General features: G+C 71.4%; 20 protein-coding genes. 10 read left to right on the top strand and 10 right to left on the bottom strand.

Features of this window, described 5'->3' with window-relative positions; genetic code table 11:
- Positions 1–124 precede the first annotated feature (124 nt).
- From SD460_RS06570 to trmB, 6 genes are all read left to right on the top strand, one after another.
- Positions 125–1,063, top strand: a complete 939-nt coding sequence (locus tag SD460_RS06570; protein WP_290056736.1) for an ABC transporter ATP-binding protein — start codon at positions 125–127, stop codon at positions 1,061–1,063.
- 17 nt (positions 1,064–1,080) lie between these two features.
- The gene (locus tag SD460_RS06565) at positions 1,081–1,830 is read left to right on the top strand and encodes an ABC transporter permease (RefSeq protein ID WP_290056735.1); all 750 of its coding nucleotides are present in this window, start codon (positions 1,081–1,083) and stop codon (positions 1,828–1,830) included.
- Positions 1,831–1,931: 101 nt separating this feature from the next.
- Complete coding sequence (locus tag SD460_RS06560; RefSeq protein ID WP_290056734.1) at positions 1,932–2,846, top strand: ABC transporter ATP-binding protein; 915 nt, start codon at positions 1,932–1,934, stop codon at positions 2,844–2,846.
- Complete coding sequence (locus SD460_RS06555) at positions 2,843–3,598, top strand: hypothetical protein (RefSeq protein ID WP_290056732.1); 756 nt, start codon at positions 2,843–2,845, stop codon at positions 3,596–3,598. The genes SD460_RS06560 and SD460_RS06555 overlap by 4 nt, the downstream gene beginning before the upstream one ends.
- A 178-nt stretch (positions 3,599–3,776) precedes the next feature.
- A complete protein-coding gene (locus SD460_RS06550; protein ID WP_290056760.1) occupies positions 3,777–4,328 on the top strand; it encodes a hypothetical protein in 552 nt (183 codons plus the stop codon).
- A gap of 62 nt (positions 4,329–4,390) precedes the next feature.
- Positions 4,391–5,086 (top strand): tRNA (guanosine(46)-N7)-methyltransferase TrmB, encoded by a 696-nt coding sequence (gene trmB / locus SD460_RS06545; RefSeq protein ID WP_290056731.1) that lies wholly within the window; start codon positions 4,391–4,393, stop codon positions 5,084–5,086.
- Positions 5,087–5,125: 39 nt separating this feature from the next.
- Here the strand turns inward: trmB and SD460_RS06540 are convergent, their stop codons facing one another.
- Both SD460_RS06540 and SD460_RS06535 read right to left on the bottom strand, forming a co-directional pair.
- Entirely contained in the window at positions 5,126–7,378 is a 2,253-nt protein-coding gene (locus SD460_RS06540; RefSeq protein ID WP_290056730.1) for an FtsX-like permease family protein, read from the bottom strand.
- On the bottom strand, positions 7,375–8,076 hold the full coding sequence (locus SD460_RS06535; protein WP_290056728.1) for an ABC transporter ATP-binding protein: 702 nt from the start codon (positions 8,074–8,076) through the stop codon (positions 7,375–7,377). Before SD460_RS06535 ends, SD460_RS06540 begins: the two co-directional genes overlap by 4 nt.
- A 173-nt stretch (positions 8,077–8,249) precedes the next feature.
- On the opposite strand from SD460_RS06535, the gene SD460_RS06530 reads away from it, so the two are divergent.
- The 3 genes from SD460_RS06530 to SD460_RS06520 are packed head-to-tail and all read left to right on the top strand — an operon-like array spanning position 8,250 to position 12,018.
- Positions 8,250–10,037 carry a sensor histidine kinase gene (locus SD460_RS06530; RefSeq protein WP_318305993.1) on the top strand — a complete coding sequence of 596 codons (1,788 nt, stop codon included), beginning with the start codon at positions 8,250–8,252 and terminating at the stop codon, positions 10,035–10,037.
- Complete coding sequence (locus SD460_RS06525) at positions 10,034–10,687, top strand: response regulator (RefSeq protein ID WP_290056725.1); 654 nt, start codon at positions 10,034–10,036, stop codon at positions 10,685–10,687. Before SD460_RS06530 ends, SD460_RS06525 begins: the two co-directional genes overlap by 4 nt.
- 23 nt (positions 10,688–10,710) lie before the next feature.
- Positions 10,711–12,018, top strand: a complete 1,308-nt coding sequence (locus tag SD460_RS06520) for an amidohydrolase family protein (protein WP_318305992.1) — start codon at positions 10,711–10,713, stop codon at positions 12,016–12,018.
- Positions 12,019–12,106: 88 nt separating this feature from the next.
- On the opposite strand, the gene SD460_RS06515 is transcribed toward SD460_RS06520, so the two are convergent.
- From SD460_RS06515 to SD460_RS06495, 5 genes are all read right to left on the bottom strand, one after another.
- On the bottom strand, positions 12,107–12,784 hold the full coding sequence (locus SD460_RS06515; RefSeq protein WP_290056723.1) for an SDR family oxidoreductase: 678 nt from the start codon (positions 12,782–12,784) through the stop codon (positions 12,107–12,109).
- The gene (locus SD460_RS06510) at positions 12,781–14,394 is read right to left on the bottom strand and encodes a DUF7850 domain-containing protein (protein WP_290056722.1); all 1,614 of its coding nucleotides are present in this window, start codon (positions 14,392–14,394) and stop codon (positions 12,781–12,783) included. The genes SD460_RS06515 and SD460_RS06510 overlap by 4 nt, the downstream gene beginning before the upstream one ends.
- Positions 14,395–14,481: 87 nt before the next feature.
- Positions 14,482–16,545: a PhoX family protein gene (locus SD460_RS06505; RefSeq protein WP_438860824.1), complete on the bottom strand. Its 2,064-nt coding sequence runs from the start codon at positions 16,543–16,545 to the stop codon at positions 14,482–14,484.
- Positions 16,546–16,655: 110 nt separating this feature from the next.
- The gene (locus SD460_RS06500) at positions 16,656–17,873 is read right to left on the bottom strand and encodes an MFS transporter (protein WP_290062425.1); all 1,218 of its coding nucleotides are present in this window, start codon (positions 17,871–17,873) and stop codon (positions 16,656–16,658) included.
- Positions 17,863–18,321, bottom strand: a complete 459-nt coding sequence (locus tag SD460_RS06495) for a MarR family winged helix-turn-helix transcriptional regulator (protein ID WP_290062424.1) — start codon at positions 18,319–18,321, stop codon at positions 17,863–17,865. The genes SD460_RS06500 and SD460_RS06495 overlap by 11 nt, the downstream gene beginning before the upstream one ends.
- 67 nt (positions 18,322–18,388) lie before the next feature.
- On the opposite strand from SD460_RS06495, the gene SD460_RS06490 reads away from it, so the two are divergent.
- Positions 18,389–19,030, top strand: coding sequence for an HAD family hydrolase (locus SD460_RS06490; protein WP_290062423.1), 642 nt, complete (start codon positions 18,389–18,391; stop codon positions 19,028–19,030).
- Here SD460_RS06490 and SD460_RS06485 read toward each other — a convergent pair.
- The 3 genes from SD460_RS06485 to SD460_RS06475 form a co-directional block, all read right to left on the bottom strand.
- Entirely contained in the window at positions 18,993–19,715 is a 723-nt protein-coding gene (locus SD460_RS06485) for a hypothetical protein (protein ID WP_290062422.1), read from the bottom strand. The two genes, SD460_RS06490 and SD460_RS06485, sit on opposite strands and share 38 nt — an antisense overlap.
- Positions 19,712–20,230: an RNA polymerase sigma factor gene (locus SD460_RS06480; protein WP_318305990.1), complete on the bottom strand. Its 519-nt coding sequence runs from the start codon at positions 20,228–20,230 to the stop codon at positions 19,712–19,714. The genes SD460_RS06485 and SD460_RS06480 overlap by 4 nt, the downstream gene beginning before the upstream one ends.
- Before the next feature lie 102 nt (positions 20,231–20,332).
- A complete protein-coding gene (locus SD460_RS06475; protein ID WP_290062420.1) occupies positions 20,333–21,415 on the bottom strand; it encodes an inositol-3-phosphate synthase in 1,083 nt (360 codons plus the stop codon).
- Positions 21,416–21,478 lie beyond the last annotated feature (63 nt).

Raw genomic sequence — 21,478 nt, 5'->3', positions numbered from 1 at the left:
GCCGAAGAGCCAGCAAGGTACTACTCAGGTAGGGGGACCGGTTCGGTCTACAGGGTGACGCGCGAACAGCCTCCGACCCGCGACGATGAACGCGTCGTAAGCGAGGGGCGGAAGAGGAGCAGTCATGATCGAGGCAACCGGCCTCACCAAGCGGTACGGAAAGACACTGGCGGTGAACAACCTGTCGTTCTCCGTGGCCGCGGGTCAGGTCACCGGCTTCCTCGGCCCGAACGGGGCGGGCAAGTCCACCACCATGCGGATGATCCTCGGCCTGGACAACCCCACGGGCGGCCAGGTCACCATCGGGGGCAAGAAGTACCACGACCTCAAGGAACCGCTGCGCACCGTCGGCGCGCTGCTCGACGCGAAGTGGGTGCACCCCAACCGTTCGGCGCGCGCCCACCTGCTGTGGATGGCGAAGTCCAACCGCATCCCGGCCGCCCGCGTCGACGAGGTGCTCGACACCGTCGGCCTCACCAGCGTCGCGGGCAAGCGCGCCGGCGGGTTCTCGCTCGGCATGTCGCAGCGGCTCGGTATCGCGGCCGCCCTGCTGGGCGACCCCGAGGTGCTGCTGTTCGACGAGCCGGTGAACGGCCTGGACCCCGAGGGCATCCTCTGGATCCGCAAGTTCATGCACCGGCTGGCCGATGAGGGCCGCACCGTGTTCGTGTCGAGCCACTTGCTGTCGGAGATGGCGCTGACCGCGAGCAACCTCGTGGTGATCGGCCGGGGGCAGCTGATTTCGCAGTCGTCGACCCAGGACTTCGTCTCCCGCGCGGCGGAGAACACGGTCAAGGTCCGCTCACCGCAGCTCGCCGAGCTCCGCGACGCCCTCCAGCGCGCCAGCGCCGGCGTCACCGGGGACGCCACCGGGCTCGTGGTGTCCGGGATGGACAGCGACAAGATCGGCGAGATCGCCGCCGCCAACGGCATCGTGCTGCACGAGCTGAGCCCGCAGACCGGCTCGCTCGAGCAGGCCTTCATGCAGATCACCGGCGACTCCGTCGAGTACCACACCGGGCTCGACGCCGAGGCGCAGCACGTGCTCGAGTCCGCCAAGTAAACGGGGAAACCAAGACCATGAACCTGCTCGCGGTAGAACGCATCAAGCTGTTCACCACCCGCTCGCCGTGGTGGTGCGCCCTCATCGCACTGGCGCTGGCCATCGGCTTCGCCGCCATCATCTCCAGCGCGACCCCGGCCGACTCGCCGGTCACGCTGTCCGCCCTCCAGTTCGGCGGCACGCAGTTCGGGATCGCCGTCGTCATGGTGCTCGCCGCGCTCGCGGTCACCACCGAATACCGCTTCAACACCATCCGCACGACGTTCCAGGCGGTGCCGCACCGCTCGCCGGCGCTGGTCGCCAAGGCGGTCGTCGTCGCGCTGGTCGCGCTGGTGATCGGCGAGCTCGCCGCGTTCGGCGCGCTGGGCCTCGGCATGCTCATGCGGCCGAACGACGGCATCGGCCTGCACACCACGCAGGATTGGCTGAACGTCGCCGGCCTGGGCCCGGTGTTCGCCATCAGCGCGGTGCTCGCCGTCGCCGTCGGGGTCCTGATCCGGCACAGCGCCGGCGCCATCGCCCTGCTGCTCATCTACAACCTGGCCGTGGAAGACCTGATCCAGCTGATCCCGAAGATCGGCGCCCACATCCACGAATGGATGCCGTTCAACGCGGCGAACAAGTTCCTGCGCGGCTCCGCGGTCGTCGACGGCCCGTCGCCGTCGGACTCGCCGCTGAGCCCCGGCTGGGCGCTGGCGTACTTCGCCGGCATCGCCATCGTGTTCCTGCTCGTCGCACTCGGGGTGGCGAAGAAGCGGGACGCATAAAGGGGGAACAGGGGAAAACACCGGATCCGGGTCGCGCTGTCGGGGGGCGACCCGGATCCGGTGTTTCGCAGTAGGCTCCGGGTGACGGGACGGGGGAGCGCATGATCGAAGCGAACGCACTGACCAAGCGGTACGGCACGACGACTGCGGTCGACGAGCTGACGTTCACCGCGCGGTCCGGGCGGGTCACCGGGTTCCTCGGGCCGAACGGCGCCGGCAAGTCCACGACCATGCGGCTGGTCCTCGGCCTCGACACCCCCGACGCGGGCACGGTGCTCGTCGACGGCGAGCCGTACCGGCGGCTGCGAGATCCACTTCGGACGGTCGGCGCGATGCTGGACGCCACCTGGCGCCACCCCGGCCGCAGCGGCCGTGACCACCTGCGCTGGCTGGCCGCCACCAACGGCATCTCCGACAAGCGCGTCGAAGAGGTGCTCGCGCTGGTCGGGCTGACGAGCGTCGGCAAGACCCGCGTCCTGCAGTACTCCCTGGGCATGCAGCAGCGGCTGGGCATCGCCGCTGCCATGCTGGGCGACCCGCGGGTGCTGCTGTTCGACGAGCCGGTGAACGGCCTCGACCCCGAGGGCATGGCCTGGATCCGGCAGCTGCTGCACGCGCTGGCCGCCGAGGGCCGGACCGTGTTCGTGTCCAGCCACCTGCTGCCCGAGATGGCGCAGACCGCGCAGGACCTCGTGGTGATCGGCCGGGGACGGCTCATCTACCAGGGGACGATGGACGAGTTCGTCGCGCGGACGAGCGAACACGGCGTGCGCGTGCGCACCCCGCACGCCGACGAGCTGCGGGCCGCGCTCACCGGGCAGGCCGAGTTCACCGAGACCGACGGCGCCTTCGTGGTGTCCGGAATAGACAGTGACCGGATCGGCCAGCTCGCCTTCGACGCGGGCGCGACGCTGCACGAGCTGAGCCCGATCACCGGCTCGCTGGAGCAGGCCTACCTCGACCTCACCCGCGAATCCGTCGAGTTCGCGGGGCCGGCTTCGGAGGCGTCCCGATGATCACCAACCTCCTCCGCGCCGAGCGCATCAAGCTCTTCAGCACCCGCGCGCCCTGGTGGTGCCTGGCGATCGCGTTCGTCGCGCCGCTCGGCTTCACCGCGCTGTTCTTCGCACTGGCCGGGCCGGAGATCCCGGCGACCGTCGGCAACACCCAGCTCGCGAGCGGCAACGGCCGGACCGTGCTGCTCGTCCTCGCGGTCCTCGCGACGGCGTCGGAGTTCAACTGGGGCACCATCCGGCTGACGTTCCAGGCGGTGCCGAGCCGGGTGCCCGCGCTGCTGGCCAAGGTGGCGGTCGTCGCCGCGCTCGGCGCGGTGCTCGGGCTGGTCGTCGGCTTCGGCTCGTGGGGGCTGGCGTCGCTGGTGCAGCCGGACGCCGACCTCGCGCTGCACTCGGCCGCGGACTGGCGCTCGGTGCTCGGGCAGAGCCTGGCGTTCCTGTTCACCGCGGTGGCCGGCGTCGGCGTCGCGCTCCTGCTGCGCAGCGTCGCCTTCGGGCTGACCGTGGTGCTCGTCTGGACCCAGGTGGTCGAAGGCCTGGTGATCCTCATCCCGGGCGCCGGGCGGCACATCTACCAGTGGATGCCGTTCCACGCCGCCGACGAGTTCGTCGGGGCGGGCGGGTTCGCCGCGGGGCCGCTGCAGCTGCCGGACGCGCCGCTCGGCCCGTGGGGCTACCTCGGTTACTTCGCGGCGATCACCATTGCCCTGTTCGTGGCCGGTGTGCTCGTCACGGCGAGGCGTGACGCCTGAGCGTGACCGCGGTCTCAATACCTCAAAAACCTTTGTTAAAAGAAGATGAAACCCCTGTGGCTTCTCTCACAGCCACCGGACATACTGCTATGACCAGGCAATATTCGTAAGAGAGAGCGTGCCGGACCCGTCTGAGCTCCCCTGGAGGTGATCCTTGACGGTGGACACCGGTCAAGAATTGGGCAGCACGATTCCCCGAGCTCGCGTCGAAGACGACGTTCCTCAGCTCGAACCCATGCTGGACCTCGAATGGTCGCGGGCGATCGAACTCCCGCGGGCCGCCATGACGGCGGCGACGCCCGCCGAACTCCGCCGGGCGTGGGTGCACCGCGCACCGGAAGACCGGGTCCTGGCGCTGTTCCGCGCTTCGGCCGGGATGGCGGGCCCGATCCCCGCGCCGTGGTGGCTGCGGGCGGTCGCGGACGGAACCCTCGATTCGCGGGAACAGGGTTTCCGCGTCGAGGACCGGATCGCGCAACTGCTCGGCAGGCGTCCCGGCTGGGAATTCGTCCCGTGGGCCGCGGACGGTGAATCCGGTTACTGGGAGTTCATGCCGTCCGAACGCGGGAAATCGGGACACGCGATTCCCACGACGGTGATCAACACCGATCGGCACCCGGGCTGGATCGACGTGCTCCCCGCGCACACGGGGGCGACGCCGGACCCGCTCGCGATCGCCGGCTTGGCGGGGCTGCGGTCTCGCCTCGGGGAGCTCGAAGCCGTTCGTTAATCCATCCATGCCCCCACCACCACCCTCAACGGAGGCGCTGCGCGCCCGGCTACATTCCATGAGTGGAAAACGAGCACCAACCCCGGCTGCGCAGCGTCGTCAGCTACGTCAAGCGCGGCGGCCGGATGACCGTTGGGCAGCAACGCGCGTGGGACGAACTGTGGCCGAAAGTCGGCCGCACGGTCGGTGACCTGCCCGCCGGGACGCTGGACTTCACGGCCTGGTTCGGCCGCGAAGCGCCGGTGATGCTGGAGATCGGCTCCGGCATGGGCGAGACGACGTCGCAGCTGGCCGCCGCGGCGCCGGAGCTGAACTACGTCGCGGCCGAGGTCTACGACCCGGGCCTCGGCCAGCTGATGCTGCGCGCCGAAAAGCTGGGCGTCGAGAACCTGCGGCTGCTGCACGGCGACGCCGTGGTGCTGCTGACCGAGCACGTCGAGCCGGACACGCTGCACGGCGTCCGGCTGTTCTTCCCGGACCCCTGGCCGAAGAAGAAGCACCACAAGCGGCGGATCGTGTCGCCGTCGTTCGCCGCGCTCGTGGCGTCGCGGCTCGCGCCCGGCGGCACGTTCCACATGGCGACCGACTGGGAGAACTACGCCGAGCAGATGCTCGAGGTCTGCTCCGCGGAACCCGCCCTGCGCAACCGCTACGACGGCTGGGCGCCGCGGCCGGAGTGGCGGCCGGTGACCAAGTTCGAGCAGCGCGCCGACGTCGAAGGCCGCGTCTCGCACGACCTCATCTTCGAAAAGCGGTAGGAGTTCGCCCCTCCCCCGATAGAGGGGCGAACGTCCTCCCTATTCGTCGGCCAGCGGTTCGGCCTGGACCCGCTTGAGCGCGGGGGTGCACACCGACGCGCCGAGCAGGGCCACGCCGACGCCGAGCACGACCGGCGCCAGCAGCCACGGGCTGAGCACGATGCCCCGCTCGTCGACCATGCTGTAGAGCCCAACGCCGACCAGTACCCCGACGATTCCCGCACCGATGGTGGCGACCAGCGCCGGCAGCGCGGCCTCCATCCGCAACGCCCTCGCCAGCACCCGGACCGGCGTGCCGGCCGCCATCAGCGCCCCGAAGGTGCGGCGGCGGTCCATCACCGAGCCCGCGGTCGCGACCGCGGCGCTGCAGCCGGCCAGGACGCCGGCGGCGATCAGCCCGATCACCGTGACCCGGCGCAGGTCGCCGAGCTCGGTCTGCTGGTTGAACAGGTACTGGTCCCGGCTGCCGATCTCCTCGCCGGCGGCCGGCCCGGCCAGCGCCGTCCGGACGACCTCGCGGCTCGCGTCGGTGGTCGGCGCGACGACGGTGACGTACTTCGGCGTGAAGCCCTCCGGCAGCGCGGCCGGGTCGATGATCGACGTGGTGGACAGGTCCGGGTCACTCGGGCGGACGGCCTCCGCCCGCGTGCCCGACTTGACCGGCGACGCCTGGCCCTCCCAGGTGTCGGTGACCTTGAACTGCGCCAGGTCGAGCGCCGTTTCGCCGAACACGGCCGGACCGCCCGTGCAGTTCTCCGCGGAGAGGCCGAACCGGGTCAGCTTGACCGCGTCCGCACAGCTCATGACCAGTGCGCGGTGGCCGTCGCGGTCCCGGCCCTCGCCGTGGACGAGGTAGACCTCGCCGACCGCGACCGCCTTCTCGGACTGGCCGTACTTCCGCAGGGACGCGTTCGCCTGGTCGACGATCTTGCCCGCGTGCTGGCTGTCGGTGTCGACGTAGAGCGTGGAGTCGACGAAGGAGCGCCCGCCGCCGGCCATCGACTCGAACGTCGGCAGCAGCGTCAGCGCCATCGACCCGGCGAACACCGCGAGCACGATCCCGGCGGACGCGCGGTAGGCGCCCTTCGGGTCGTCACGCAGGCGGCGGCCGGCGAGCAGCGCGGACGGGCGCCGCCAGATCCGGACGAACGTGCCACCGACCGCCGAGGTCACCCACGGCCCGACGATCGCGGCCGAGCCGACCAGCAGGAACAGCCCCGCCATGACCATCGTGATGCCGCCGGAGTCCTTCGCCGTCGTCACCGCGACGAGGAAGAACAGCCCGGCTGCGGGCAGCGCCAGCAGGCGCCACCAGCGCAACGGCTTCAACGCGCGCCCGCCGGTCGCGAACAGCGGGTTCTTCAGCACGCGGCGCAGGCCGAGGATGCCGGCCAGCACCACGAGCACCGGGATGGCCACGACGATGAACACGGTCAGGCCGACCGGCAGCGTGAAGTCGGCCGCCAGCCAGGTACCGCCCGCCCACGGGACGAACGACGCGAGGCCGTGCAGTGCCGGGCTGATCAGCAGCCCGAGCAGGGCGCCGATGCCGGCGGACAACGTCGTCTCGGCGGCCACCATGTTCGTGACCTGCCCTGGGGTCGCGCCGGCCAGCCGGATCGCGGCGAGCCGCCGTTCGCGCCGGGCCGCGGTCAGCCGCGCCGACGACGCCACCAGCACCAGGCTCGGCACCAGCAGCACGATGATCCCGACCCAGGACAGCAGCATGAGCAGGGCGTCCGCACTGGCCTTCCCGCTGGGGAAGCCCGCGATCGGGTCGGCGCGCACCGGCATCGCGTCCGCCGTGTGCCCGACCAGCGCGACGAGCTGTTCCGGGAAGCGGAGGCCGTCCTCGCCGATGGCGCCGACGGGCTTGCCGAACCGGTCGCCGAGCTGGTCGGCCGGGTGGCCCTGCAGCAGCCGGCCGAGCGCCGGCGAAACGACGGTCTCGCCCGGTCCGGGCAGCTGCGGCACCCCCGCCGGCAGCGCGACCGACCCAGGCGCGGTGCCACCGGTCAGCGCGACGTCCACCCGCATGATCTGCTTCCCGTCGAAGTAGTCCTTCGACGAGCTGTAAAGGATCTTGGCCGGGGCGTTCCCGGCTTGGCTGCTGTAGAAGTGTTCGCCCTGCCAGAGGGCGCGCTGCTCGCGGTTCTGCGTGGCGAACGGCAGCGTCGCCAGCAGCAGCACCAGCCCGGTCGCGACGGCCACCCCGATCGCGGTGAGGATCGCCGACGTCCGGGTCCGCCGGTCGACCTTCAGCACCCGCAGGGCGATCTGGAGCGAGTTCACGCCGCCTGCCTCGTGGCGATCAGGCCGTCGCGGATGGCGACCGTCTTCGGCATCGACTCGGCCAGCTCGCGGTCGTGCGTCACCACGATCACCGCGGCGCCCGTTTCATGGGCGGCGCCGAGCAGGGCGTCCATCGTCTCGCGGCCGGTGCGCGTGTCGAGCGCGCCGGTCGGTTCGTCGGCGAAGATCACCTTCGGCCGGTGGGTCAGCGCACGGGCGATGGCAACGCGCTGGGCTTCGCCGCCGGACAGCTCGCCGGGACGGCGCTTCTCCTTGCCGGCCAGGCCGAGGCGCGAAAGCCACTGGCGGCCGGCGTCGATGGCCTCCTTGCGGCCGAGCCCGGCCAGCAGCGACGGCAGCGCGACGTTCTCTTCGGCCGACAGCTCCGCGACCAGCATCCCCGACTGGAACACGAAGCCGAACTCGGTGCGGCGCAGCTCGCTGCGCTTCTTCTCGCCGAGGTGGTCGACCCGCTGCCCGGCCAGGAAGATCTGCCCGTCGTCGGCCCGGAGGATGCCGGCCAGCACGTGGAGCAGCGACGTCTTGCCCGAGCCGGACGGGCCGACGATGGCGACGGCGTCCCGCGGCTGGATGTCGATGTCGATGCCGGCCAGGGCGTACTGCGCGCCGTAGCGCTTCACCAGCCCCCGGCCGGACAGCACCGGTCCGCCGGTCCACTGTGGAGTGTTCGGGTCCACGAGGTTCTCCCTGTCGGTTCGGATCTTGGTACCGACGAGCTTCGCCGAAACTCCCGGGTGTCCACTTCGGGCAGACGGCCAGTCACGCCCCGGCCCGCATCGGCCGTTCGGCCGAGGGAGCACGAGCCGGTCGGCCAAGGTGCGAACGCCCGCGGATCCTCTAACGTCACGTTGTGACCGCCGCGCCCCCACCGAAAACGCTGTACAGCCGCGCCGCCGCCCTGGTGCGGCGCATCGGCGTGCCCACGGCCGTCCTCTTCGCCGCCCTGCTCTTCGACGTCGTCTACACGACGCAGGCCGCGCTCGACGAAAACGGGCCGCGGTTCGTCGACTTCGGGCTGCTGCCCGGCTTGCTCGCGATGACGGCGTGCGCGGTGTGGGCCCAGAAGCGCGCGGCCGTCGCCGCCGTGGCCGGCGGCGGGGTGCTGATCTTCTCGACCCTCTTCATCCACGCGTTCCACATCCCGCCGTACTCCAGCGTGTTGCCGAAGGTGACCATCACCGAGGTCGTGGCCGGGGTGCTGATGGTCTACTACGCGGCCCGCCGGGCCCGGGCCGGCGTGGCGTTCTGCGTGATCGGCTTCCTGGTGGTCAGCGGCCTCGTCGCGGTCTTCGGCCGGTACGCGGGGGTCGGCGACATCGACAGCGGCACGGGTTCGCAGGCCCTGCTGTTCGGCCTGTTGCTGCTCGCCGCGCCGCTCGTGCCCGCGATCGCGGCGCGGGACCGCCGTCCGCAGGCCGGGCCGCGGACCCGGCGGCTGCGCCGGGTGAACGAGCTGGCGATGGGGCAGTGGCCGCTGATGGGCCTGCTCGGCTTCGCGCTGCTGTTCGAGTTCGGCTACACGTATTCGAGCAACGCCCGTGGCTTCCCGATCCTGTTCTGCTCGATCGTCGCGGCGGCCATCGCGGTGCTCTCGCCGCGCCGGCCGGCGGACGCGCTCCTCGGCATCGCCGGGATGCTGCTGCTGTCGGCGGTCGTCACGCCGTTCCTGCACCTGCGCTACGACTACCCGATGCCGGGCGGCGTGCCGTTCGTGCAGGTCATCGCCGCGATGGGCGTGGTGGTGAACGTGACCCGCGCCCGCGGCCTCAACGCGTCGTGGCCACGGGTGTCGATCCTCTCGGGCGTCGTCGCGCTCGCCGCGATCCTCAACTCGAACGAGCCCCGCGGCCTGCAGACCGACCCGCAGACGCTGTCCATCCTGGCCTTCGCCGCGGCGCTGCTGCTCGGCATCTCGATCGCCACCGGCCTGATGCTGCGCTCGCGGGATTCCGAGCGCACCACGGTCGTCAAGTCGGCGGTGGCCGACGCGCAGACGGCCGAGCGGATGGCGCTGGCCCGCGAGCTGCACGACGTCGTCGCCCACCACGTCACCGGGATCGTCGTGCAGGCGCAGGCCGCGCGGATGATGGCCGAGCAGAAGCCGGAGGTCGCCGTCGAGGCGATGGCCCGGATCGAGAACGCCGGCGTCGAGGCGCTCGCGGCGATGCGGCGGCTGGTCCGCTCGATGCGCGGGGACGCGCCCGCCGGGTCGAGCGAGATCAGCGAGCAGGCCACCACCGATCTGGGCGCCGACCTGCGGAAGCTGGTCGACACCGCCAACCACGGCGTGCCGACGTCGATGCACCTCGACCTGCCGCCGGACCTGCCGCACGAGGTCGGCCGCTCGGCGCTGCGGCTGGTGCAGGAGTCGCTGACGAACGTCGGCAAGCACGCGTCCGGCGCGACCGAGGCGTTCGTCGTGGCCGAGGTCCTCGGCCCCGAACTGCACCTGCGGGTGACGGACGACGGACGCGAGACGGCGCGCCGTCCGGCCGGGGGATCGGGCGGCTACGGTCTGGTCGGGATGCGCGAACGCGTCGCGTTGCTCAAAGGACGGCTGTCGGCCGGGCGCGGCCCGGACGGTGGCTGGCGGGTCGAAGCGTGGCTGCCGCTGGCCGCCGGGGAAGGGGACGAGTGATCCGGGTACTGATCGCCGACGACCAGGAAATGGTGCGGATGGGGTTCCGCATGATCCTGGACGCGCAGGACGACATCGAGGTCGTCGCCGACGTCGCGGACGGCGTCTCGGCGGTGTCGAAGGCCCGCGAACTGCGCCCGGACGTCTGCCTGCTCGACATCCGCATGCCCGGCCTCGACGGGCTGGAGGTCACCCGCCAGCTGGCCGGGCCCGACGTGAGCGATCCCTTGAAGGTCGTCGTGGTCACGACGTTCGACCTCGACGAGTACGTCCACACGGCGCTGCGCAACGGCGCACACGGCTTCCTGCTGAAGGACGCGGGCCCGGCGCTGCTGATCGAGGCGGTCCGCGCGGCCGACCGCGGCGACGCGCTGGTGTCGCCGCAGATCACCATCCGGCTGCTCAAGCACTTCGACGGCGGTGGCGCGGCGAAGGCGCGGGTCGCACCGCCGTCGGAGCCGCTGACCGCGCGGGAGATGGACGTCGTGCAGGCGGCCGCGCGCGGGCTGACGAACACCGAGATCGGGTCGGAGCTGTTCCTGTCGCTGTCCACGGTGAAGACGCACCTGGCTTCGGTGCAGGGCAAGATCGGCGCGCGCAACCGCGTCGAGATCGCCGCGTGGGCGTGGCGGAGTGGAGTCGTCTCGTAATCGAGGGTGCGTAGTATCCAGAGATGCAACGCCGTTTCCACGCCCCTGTCGTTCTCCCGGCCGACCCGTCGTGTTCGCTTCTGCGTGACGCGGTCGTCGATGTCGACGCCGATGGGCGCATCTCCTACTGCGGACCGGCGGCCACCGCCCCCGAGTCCGCCGCGCCGGTCACCACCCTGACCGGCATCCTGCTGCCCGGCCTGGTCAACACGCACGCGCACAGCCCGATGACGCTGCTGCGCGGGATGGGCGGCGACCTGCCGCTGCTGCCGTGGCTGAACGAGATCATCTGGCCCGCCGAAGCGAAGCTGCGGCCCGAGGACATCCGCACCGGCATGCTGCTCGGCTCGGTGGAGATGCTGCGCCACGGCGTCACGACCAGCGCCGAGATGTACTTCGAAGGCGAGCAGCTGGTCGACGCGGTGCTCACGACCGGCGCCCGCGTGCTGGTGGCGCCGCCGGTGATGGAGCTGCCGGGTCTCGACTGGCGCGCCCAGCTGGCCGGCATCGAACGCTGGATCGACACCGACGGCCTGCGCTTCGGCCACGGCGACCGCGTCGAGCTGGGCTACGGCCCGCACTCGGCGTACATGCTGTCGGCGGAAGCCCTGCGGGCGACGGCGGAGTCGGCCGCGTCGCGCGGTGCGCTGATCCAGATCCACGTCGCCGAGGCGGCTCTCGAGGACACCGCGGTCCGGGAATCGCACGGTTCGGTGCCCACGCTGCTCAAGGAACTGGGCATGCTCGACGGCCGGGTGCTGGCGGCGCACGCGATCCACCTGTCGGACGACGACATCGCGTTGTTCGCGGCGCACGGTGTCGGCATGGCGCACTGCCCGGGCTCGAACGCGAAGCTGGCTTCGGGCATCGCGCGGATCGCGGACCTGCGCGCGGCGGGCGTCGCGGTCGGCCTCGGCACCGACGGCCCGGCGTCCAACGACGACCTCGACCTGTGGGAAGAAGTGCAGCTCGCGGCCATGTTCGCCCGGCTGGCGACGGGTGACTCGACGGTGCTGACCGCGGCCGACGTCTTCCTGCTGGCCACCCGCGGCGGCGCTTCGGCGCTCGGCCGCGACGACATCGGGGCGCTGGAGCCGGGCCGCTGGGCCGACCTGGTGCACATCGACCTGGACGACCCGGCCTTCGCGTGCGGCCTCGACGTGCCGGACGTGCAGCTGCTGTCGAACCTCGTCTGGGCGGCCGGCTCCCGGCGCGTCCGCGACGTGTGGGTCGCGGGCGAGCAGGTCGTGGCCGGCGGCGAGTCGGTGAAGGTGGACCGGGCGAAGGTCCAGGCCGGGGTGGCCGAGACCGCCGCCCGCCTCCGCGCCTGACTCCCGAGAGCGGAACTTTCATAGGGAAAGTGCCGCGTCTGACTCCCGAAAGCGTCACTTTCATAGGGAAAGTGCCGCTTCGGGCGGATCAGCGGGGGCGGAGGGTGATGTCCGTCGGGTGGGCGTCCGGGGTGGCTGACACCGCGGTCACCACCGCGGTCGCGACCGAGTCCGCGCGCAGCAGGTGCGTGGTGTCGTAGTCGCGGCCTTCGCCCTTGAAGATCTCCTGCTGCATGTCGGTGTCCGTGCGGCCCGGGTACACCGACGTCACGCGGATGTCCTTCTCCTCTTCGCGCAGGGCGTCGGCGAAGGCGCGGACCGCGAACTTGCTCGCCGCGTAGGGGGACCAGCCCGGGCGGGCGTTCAGGCCGGCGCCGGAGTTGATCACCACGACGTGGCCGCGAGCCGCGCGCAGGGCCGGAAGCAGCAGGCGGGTCAGCTCGACCACGGCCAGGGTGTTGACCTCGAAGTTGTCCCGCCAGTCCGACGCGGACGCGTCCTCGATCCGGGCGATGCGCGCGACGCCCGCCGAGTGGACCAGGACGTCCAGCGCTTCGATGTCCGCGACCGCCGAGGCGAGCGACTCCGGGTTCGTCAGCTCGACCGGCCACGGCTTCGCGCCCGGGAGCTCCTTCGCCAGCGCGGACAGCGCTTCGGCGTCGCGGCCGCCGAGCAGCAGGCGGTGCGTCGGCACGAGCTGGTGCGCGACCGCCGCGCCGATCCCGCGGGAGGCGCCGGTCACGAGGGCCAGGGGAAGATCCGTCATGCCTCCACCGTAACTACGCGAAGCCGACGTCGACCGTGTGGTCGTCGCGCGCGCCGGGGCCGAGCGTCCTCGGGTCCGCGCAGCCGGACGCCGGGTCGGCGTCGGAGTCGCGGGCGTCGTCTCCGGCGTCCTTCACCGTCGGGCTGGTGGCCGTCCGCGGTGAAGCAGACCTGGTAGCTGCCGTCTTCCAGGCCGGTGAAGGCGTACGCGCCGTCCGGGCCGGTGACGACGCTGACGCCGTTGCCCAGCGCCGCCTTGACGCCGGCGAGGCCGGGCTCGCCCGGGTCCTGCAGGCCGTTGCCGTTGGTGTCGCTCCAGGCGAAGTCGCCGATCCGGTTCGTCGGCGGGGCGAGCCCGAGGTCCACCGTGAAGTCCTCGCGCGCGGGGCCGCCCAGGGTGCGCGGGGCCGCGCAGCCGTCCGGGCCCGCGTCGGAGTCGCGGTCGTCGGCCGCCGCGTCCTCGCGGGTCACCGTGAAGTCCGCCGGGACGGCGAAGCAGACCTGGTAGGTGCCGTCCTTCAGCTTCTCGAAGCCGTACTTCCCGCCGGCGTCCGTGGTCGCGGTGCCGACCGTCCCGCCCGCGCCGTCCTTCAGCGTCACCTTGACGCCCGCGACGCCGGGCTCGTCCGGGTCCTGGATCCCGTCGCGGTTGCGGTCGTTCCAGACGAAGTCGCCGATCTTCGCGATCGCGGGCGGCGGCAGCACGGTGATCGTCGCCGACGCCGTCTTGTCGCCGAGCGTGCCACCGGCGAACTTCACGCCGGTGACCTTCGCCGTGTTGACGTGCCCGTTGTCGGCCACCGTGAGGTCCGGGTGGTCGCAGGTCAGCTGCTTGTTCGCGCCGCCGGCCAGCGAGAACGGCGCGAACGGCGCCGGGCACCACGGGTCCTGCACGGAGATCCCGGTCAGTTCCTCGGTGCCGTCGTTCGTCACGGTGATCCGGTAGTGCGCGGTGTCGCCGGCGGTGACCGTCGCGAACGAGCCCCACGCGCCGGTCGCCGGGTTCTGCACCTCCTTCTTCACCGAGTACGCGGCGAGCTCGAGGTCGACGCAGTCCCAGCGCAGCCGTTCGAGGCTGGTGGTGGTGAAGAACTTCACCGCGGTGGCCTTCGCCGGAGCCGTCACCGCCGGGAAGTCCTGGCGGGCCAGGTGACCGTCGCTCGCGTTGTGGTCGACGGCGAGCTTGCTCTCCTGCACCTGCGCGCCGGTCGCGTCGAAGAACCGCAGGCCGGTGGCCGCGCCGTTGCCCGGCGCGTGCGAAGCGGTCCAGACGCTCAACGCGTAGACGCCGCCGGGGACGAACTTCTCGGTCTGGACAGCGGTGCTGGTCTTGCCGTCCGGCGTCTGGACGAGCGCCGACCGCTGCCCGTCGACGACGTACGCCTGGTCGGTCAGCAGCTTCGGCGCCTTCGCGGCCGGCGTCCCCGGCGGGACCGGCGCGGCGGGGGTGAAGACGTACCCGTCGGGAGCGCCGTTGCGCGCCGTCTCCTCGACGCTCGGGTTGGCCGCCACCCCGCCGCACGACGGCGGCGCCGCCACGGCGGCCGCGGGTACGACCACGCCCGAGAGCGCCACCACCGCCACTGCCACCACGCGCGCCGAACGGACCATGCCTCGACTATGGCGCGTGGCACCGGCCCGCACCGGCCGAGAACCGTCCACTTAAGAGTGAACCTCGACCGGTGCAGGCCAGGTGCGTCAGCGCTCGCCGATGCGGCCCGGCAGCCCGAAACGGCCCTTCTTCCACACCGAGACCAGCGACGGCCGCGGCTGCGCGGTGCCGCCGTCCGGCCAGTGCGACGTCGGGTTCGCCGAGCTGGCCGCGTTCTCGCCCGGGTGCTGCACCGCGACGAGCACCACGTGGTCGGTGACGTTCGGGCCGCACGTCTCGGCGCCGACCGGCACCGAGAGGAACTGCTTGACGTGCCCGCGTTCCGGCCCGGTCAGCGGCACCGAGAACAGGCCGTCGTTCGAGCCGAGCGCGTTGCCGTCGGTGGCGATCCAGAGGTTGCCGTGCCGGTCGAACGTGACGTTGTCGGGGCAGGAGATCGGGCTGACCTTGGTCTTGTCGAAGCCGCCGTAGTAGGTGTCGGCCGCCGCCGGGTCACCGCAGACGAGCAGCAGCCGCCAGGAGAACTTCGTCGACGCCGCGTCGCCGCGGGCCTCCTCCCACTCCAGGATCTGCCCGTTCTTGTTGGCCACGCGCGGGTTCACCTCGTCGACGCCTGCCTTGCCCGCCGCGCCGCGGTCGCTGTTGTTGGTCAGCGCCGCGTAGACCCGGCCGTTGACCGGGTTCGGCTCGATGTCCTCCGGGCGGTCCATCTTCGTGGCGGCGACCTTGTCGGCCGCCTGCCGGGTGAAGACGTAGACCTCCTCGGCGGTCATCCCGTCCACAAAGGACTTGTCGCCGCTCACCAGCGGGATCCATTCGCCGGCGCCGTCGAACTCGCCGTCGGCGGGGAGCTTGCCGGTGCCGTCGATCTCGGCAACCGGGCTGTCGCCGGTGAAGCGGGCGACGTACAGGGTGCCCTCGTCGAGCAGCGCCGAGTTGTGCCGGCGCGCGTGCGCGCTCTTGCCCGGCTTGTACTTGCCCTTGGAGACGAACTTGTAGATGTACTCGAACCGCTCGTCGTCGCCGGTGTAGGCGGCGACCCGGCCGTCGGCGGTGAGCTTGATGTTCGCGCCCTCGTGCTTGAGCCGGCCGAGCGCGGTGTGCTTGATCGGTGTCGAGTTCGGGTCGTTGGGGTCGATTTCGACGATCCAGCCGAACCGGTTCGGCTCGTTCGGCTCCTGGGCGACGTCCCAGCGCTTGTCGAACCGCTCCCACTTGCGGGTGCTCGCGCCGGTGCCGATGGTGTACCGCTTCAGCCGCGCGGCCTCGACCGGGTCGGTGACCTTGTCGGCGTTGGCGAAGTACTGGTGGATGTTCTCCTCGCCGGAGAGCACCGTGCCCCACGGCGTCACGCCGCCGGAGCAGTTGTTCTGCGTGCCGCGGACCCGGCGCCCGGTCGGGTCGGCCGACGTCTTCAGGTACTTCGAACCGGCGGCCGGGCCGCGGACCTCGAAGACCGTGTCGAGCGTGATGCGGCGGCCGTACCGGCTGGGGACGACCTCGAGGCCGCCGTGGACCGGGTCGCGGCGGGTCAGCAGCACCGAAAGGCCGTGCGCCGCCCAGGCGATCTTCACCTGCTCCTCGGTCGGGTTCGCCGGGTCGTACTGGTCGGCCGGGAACAGGTGCACCTCGGTCGTGTACTCGTGGTTCACGACGAGGAAGTTGGTCAGGCCCAGCGGGTCCTGCGGAATCAGGCCGACGAAGTCGTTGTTGTAGCCGAACTGCTTGGCCTGCGCGGCGGCCGTCTGCTTCGTGAAGTCGAACTTCGGGGCCCCCGGCACGACCGGGTCACCCCAGCGGATCACGACGCGCTGGTCGTAGCCGTCCGGGACGCTGACCTGGTCGAGCTTGTTCGGCGGGACGGCGTCGAAGTCGGTGCCGGGCACCGGCCGCGGCTTGGCGGCCGGTGCGGCGACCGGCGCGGCGGCCGCGGTCCCCGACAGCGCCGCGAGCCCGCCCGCGGCGGCGGCCATCACGGCGCCGGCCTTGAAGGCCCCCCGGCGGGAGATGTCCTTCACGACGTCGCCGAAGTACTCGTTCCCGGACTCGTTCGGCTCGGGGTGGGCACAGGCGTTGCCGCAGCGGTATTCGCAGGTGATCGGGGAGCGGCCGCCGGGGTGGGCGGGGAACAGCGGGAGCAGGTCGGGCACGACGCCTCCATGGTGGGGAGTTCGGGAACGATCCGAACCTAAGCTCCCAAAACCAGCCATTCCAGACATTCAGATGAACGGCGGGTGTACTGCTGCTCCGAACGGTCCCGTCAGAACTCTTCGCCGACGAGCGCGGCCTCCTGCGGCACCGCGTGCGGGTCGGCCTTCTTCTCCCGCAGCGAGAGCAGGCCACCGGCGACCACGCACAGGATGGCCGAGACCACGAACGGCGCCTGCGGCGAGCCGAACCACTCGGCCACGTGCCCGACGAGCGTCGCGGCGACGGCGCCTCCGAGCCAGCGGCAGAAGTTGTACCCCGCGCTGGCGACCGGGCGCGGGGCGTCGCTGATCGACATCGCGGTGCCGGTGAACAACGTGTTCAGCAGGCCGGAGACCAGCCCGGAGACGATGATCCCGGCGACCAGCACCGGCTTGCTCGGCACGGCCAGCACCAGCATCAGCACGGCGTACCCGAAGACGGCGGCCGCGGCGGCGTGCCGCTCACCGAGCTTGGCGGCCAGCCGCGGCGCCAAGGCGACCCCGGCGACGGCCACGCACAGGCCCCAGCCGCAGAAGATCAGCCCGACGGCGATGGCGCTCCAGCCGAGGACGAACGGCGACCAGGCCAGCACCGCGAAGAAGGCGGCGGTGTACAGCGCCGACGCGACGGAGGTGCGCAGCAGGCCGGTGTGCTTCAGCGCGCGAAGCGGGTCGAGCAGCTTGATCGGGTCGCGCTTCTCGTGCTTGTCGCTCTTGAGGAACACCGCGCACAGCACCAGCGCGCCGGCCATCAGGACGGCGGTGCCGAGGAACGGGCCGCGCCACGAGATGCTGCCGAGCAGCGCGCCCAGCAGCGGGCCGACCGACAGGCCGACCCCGAGTGCGGCTTCGTAGAGCAGGATCGCACCGGACTGGCCGCCGGTCGCGGCCCCGACGATCACCGAAAGCGCCGTCGCGATGAAGAACGCGTTGCCGAGGCCCCAGACCGCGCGCAGCCCGACGAGCTGCTCGATCGACCCGGCGGCCGAACACAGCGCGGTGGCCGCGACGATCAGCGTCAGCCCGACCAGCACCGTGCGCTTCGGCCCGAACCTGGCGCTCGCCGCGCCGGTGACCAGCATCGCGATGACCTGGACGCCGAGGTAGGACGAGAAGAGCAGGGTGACCTGGGACGGCGTCGCGTCCAGGCCCTTCGCGATGGAGAGCAGGATCGGGTCGACCAGACCGATCCCCATGAAGGCGATGACCGCGGCGAACGCGGTGATCCACACCTGCTTGGGCTGGCCCTTGACGGCGTCCAGCAGGCTCGAGTGGTGTTCAGCGCTCATCGCTGATCAGTTCCTCCTTCTTGGTGTCCACGAGCAACTTGGCGAGGGCCGGGAGGGCGGCTTCGATCGCGGCGCGGTCGGTGTCGTCCATGGCGATCAGCCGCTCGCGAAGGAACTCCTCGCGCGCGGCCACCGTCTCGGCGTAGAAGCGGCGACCCTCGCTGGTGACGTCCACGAGCACCGCACGGCCGTCGGCGGGGTCCGGGCGGCGGACCGCCAGGCCGAGCCGTTCGAGGCGGCCGACGACGTCGGTCATCGACGGCAGCTTGACCTGCTCGAACTCGGCCAGCGCACTCATCCGGCGCGGACCGCCGTTGACCAGCTCGCTCAGCACGGACCCCTGGGTGAGGGTCAGCGACAGCTGCGGGGTCTGGCGGCGCACCTGGTGGTACAGGCGGAAGACCAGCGGCCGCAGCCGGTGGGCGAGATCGGCGATCGGGGAAGTCACTTAGCCAGGCTAACAAAAATTAGTAAGGGTAGCTAAGTAACTCCTCTCACAAGCTACGCTCGCGGGCATGGACGCGGTGATCTTCGACCTCGACGGCGTACTGGTGGACTCCGAGCGCATCTGGGACGAGGTGCGCCGCGCGGTCGTCGCCGAGCACGGCGGCACTTGGCGCGAGGAGGCGACGCGCGCGCAGCAGGGGATGAGCACCCCGGAATGGGCCCGCTACCTGGTGGAGGAACTCGGCGCGCGGACGACCCCGGCCGAGATCGCGACGCTCGTCGTCAAGCGGATGGCCGCCCGGTACGCCGCGGAACCACCGCTGATCCCGGGCGCGGTGGACGTCGTGCGGCAGGTGTCGGCGCGGTGGCCGGTGGCGATCGCGAGCTCGTCGCCGGTGATCCTGATCAAGGGCTTCCTCGACGTGACGGGGCTGCCGGTCGGAGCGGCGGTGTCGTCGGAGCAGGTCGGGGCCGGCAAACCGGCACCGGACGTCTACCTGCGGGCGGCCGAGCTGCTGGGCGTCGCGCCGGAGGACTGCGCGGCCGTCGAGGACACGACGAACGGGCTGCGCTCCGCGCTGGCGGCGAAGATGGCGGTGTACGCGGTGCCGAACCCGCACTTCCCGCCGGACCCCGAGGTCCTCGCCCAGGCGACGGCGGTGGTGCCGGAGATCACCGGCTTGCCGGCTGCGCTTCTGGGGTCCAGTTGATCTCGAAGCGGACCGGCGGTGAACCGGGCTCGACGTCGGCGAGGAACAGCCGTCCCGCGCCCAGCACGTCGAGCGCTCTGGCCTGGGTCAGATCACCCGCCGAGTCGTAGAAGCGCAGCTCGCGCACCACCCGGTCGACGAGGAAAACCGCTTTGCCCTCGGGCAGCGGGCCCCCGTTTTTGCCGATGTACCCGGCCTTCACCGGGTATCCCGACGTGGGAACGCAGGACGGCGACTCGATGCCGAAGTTCGACTTCGGCCCGCCGTGGGTCGCGTTCTTGGGCAACGCCTCGACGCAGAGCAGCCGCAGGCCCCCAAAACCAGCGGCGTCGGTGGCATACGAAGTCCAGGCGTCCGTCTGCCCCGCGAAGTCGGTGAGCGCCTTCGGCTCACCCGAGAACACCAAGCCCGACGGTGAGATCAAGGGCGCGGCGAGCACCAGGTCCTGCCCCGGCCTCGCCGCCGGGGCCGGGGGTGGCTGGACCGTGTTGACCTGGGTGGCGATCGACACGCTGGTCAGCACCACCAGCACCGCGGCGAGCGGGGCGATCCACACCGCGGCCCGGCGGCGGCGGGGACGGTGCTGCCGGCGCAGCTGTTCGGCCCACGCCGCGTCGAGGTTGGGCGTGACCTTGCTCGTCTCGGTCCGCAGTGCGTCGGCCAGCTTGCGTTCGAGGTCGGTCATCGCTCACCTCCCAGGTCGTCCCCCAAGTGCTTGCGCAGGTTCTCCATCGCGTGGTGGGTGGTCGCCTTGACGGTGCCGGGTGAGATGCCGAGCGTCTCCGCGATGGCCGCCGTGCTCAGGTCCAGCCAATACCTCAGCACGAGGACCTCGCGCTGTCTCCTCGACAGCTTCTCGACCACCGCGCGGAGCTGCTGGTGCTCCCAGTTGGCCACCGCCCTGACCTCGGCCGACAGCTCGTCCGGCGGCCGCTCCTGCGGGGTGCGCCGGACCACCCGCAGGTGCCGCGTCCGCGACCGCGACATGTTCACCACGGTCGTGCGGAGGTAGCCGGCCACCCGGGTGTGGTCGGTGAGGGTGTCCCAGCGCTGGTGGAGCTTGACGAAGGCCTCCTGGGCGACGTTTTCCGCGTCGTCCGCGCCGAGCAGGTGCGCCAGCCGGGTCATCTGGCCGAAGTACTCCCGGAAGAGGTCGTGGAAGGTCGGCGCGCCCAGATCCCCCGGCGCGCTTTCGCCCACGCTCGCACTCACACCCCGCCAACGCGCACCCCGCCCCACCGGTTTAGTGCACCACGCGAAGAAGGCCGCCACCAGCGGTGACGGCCTTCTCGACTGGGAGGCTCAGGCCTCGCCGCGGATGAACTTCTCGACGGCGTCGCGCGCGGTCGAGTCGTCGTACTGCTCCGGCGGCGACTTCATGAAGTAGGACGACGCGGACAGGATCGGGCCGCCGATGCCGCGGTCGAGGGCGATCTTCGCCGCCCGCACCGCGTCGATGATGATGCCCGCCGAGTTGGGCGAGTCCCAGACCTCGAGCTTGTACTCCAGGTTCAGCGGCACGTCGCCGAACGCGCGGCCCTCGAGCCGGACGTAGGCCCACTTGCGGTCGTCGAGCCACTGCACGTAGTCCGACGGCCCGATGTGGACGTTGCCCTTGCCGAGGTCGCGGTCGACCTGCGAGGTGACGGACTGGGTCTTCGAGATCTTCTTCGACTCGAGCCGCTCGAGCTCCTTCATGTTCAGGAAGTCCATGTTCCCGCCCACGTTGAGCTGCATCGTCCGGTCGAGCTGGACGCCGCGGTCCTCGAACAGCTTCGCCAGCACGCGGTGCGTGATGGTGGCGCCGACCTGGGACTTGATGTCGTCGCCGACGATCGGGACGCCGGCGTCGGTGAACTTCTGGGCCCACTCGGGGTCGGAGGCGATGAACACCGGCAGCGCGTTGACGAACGCGACCTTGGCGTCGATCGCGGCCTGGGCGTAGAACTTGTCCGCCACCTCGGAGCCCACCGGCAGGTACGACACGAGCACGTCGGCCTTGGCCTCGCGCAGCGCGGCGACGACGTCGACCGGGGTCTCGTCGGACTCCTCGATCGTCTCGCGGTAGAAGCGGCCGAGCCCGTCGTGGGTGTGGCCGCGCTGGACGGTGACGCCGAGCGGCGGCACGTCGGCGATCTTGATGGTGTTGTTCTCCGAGGCGAAGATCGCCTCGGACAGGTCGCGGCTGACCTTCTTGGCGTCCACGTCGAACGCGGCGACGAACTCGATGTCGCGGACGTGGTACCCGCCGAAGTCGACGTGCATCAGACCGGGGACGCGGGTGGCCGGGTCCGCGTCGCGGTAGTACTGGACACCCTGGACCAGCGACGCCGCGCAGTTGCCGACGCCCACGATGGCCACCCGTACGCGGCGGTTCTCGCCCATGGGGGTTTCTCCTTCAATCCGTGTCTGTTCAGTAGGTCTGGTGCCGCGACGCTGCGGCCCGCG

Origin of the sequence: Amycolatopsis solani (assembly GCF_033441515.1) — a bacterium.
Taxonomy (GTDB): domain Bacteria; phylum Actinomycetota; class Actinomycetes; order Mycobacteriales; family Pseudonocardiaceae; genus Amycolatopsis; species Amycolatopsis solani.
The sequence above is the reverse complement of the archived record's forward strand: the minus strand, read 5'-3'. Positions and strand labels throughout refer to the sequence as shown.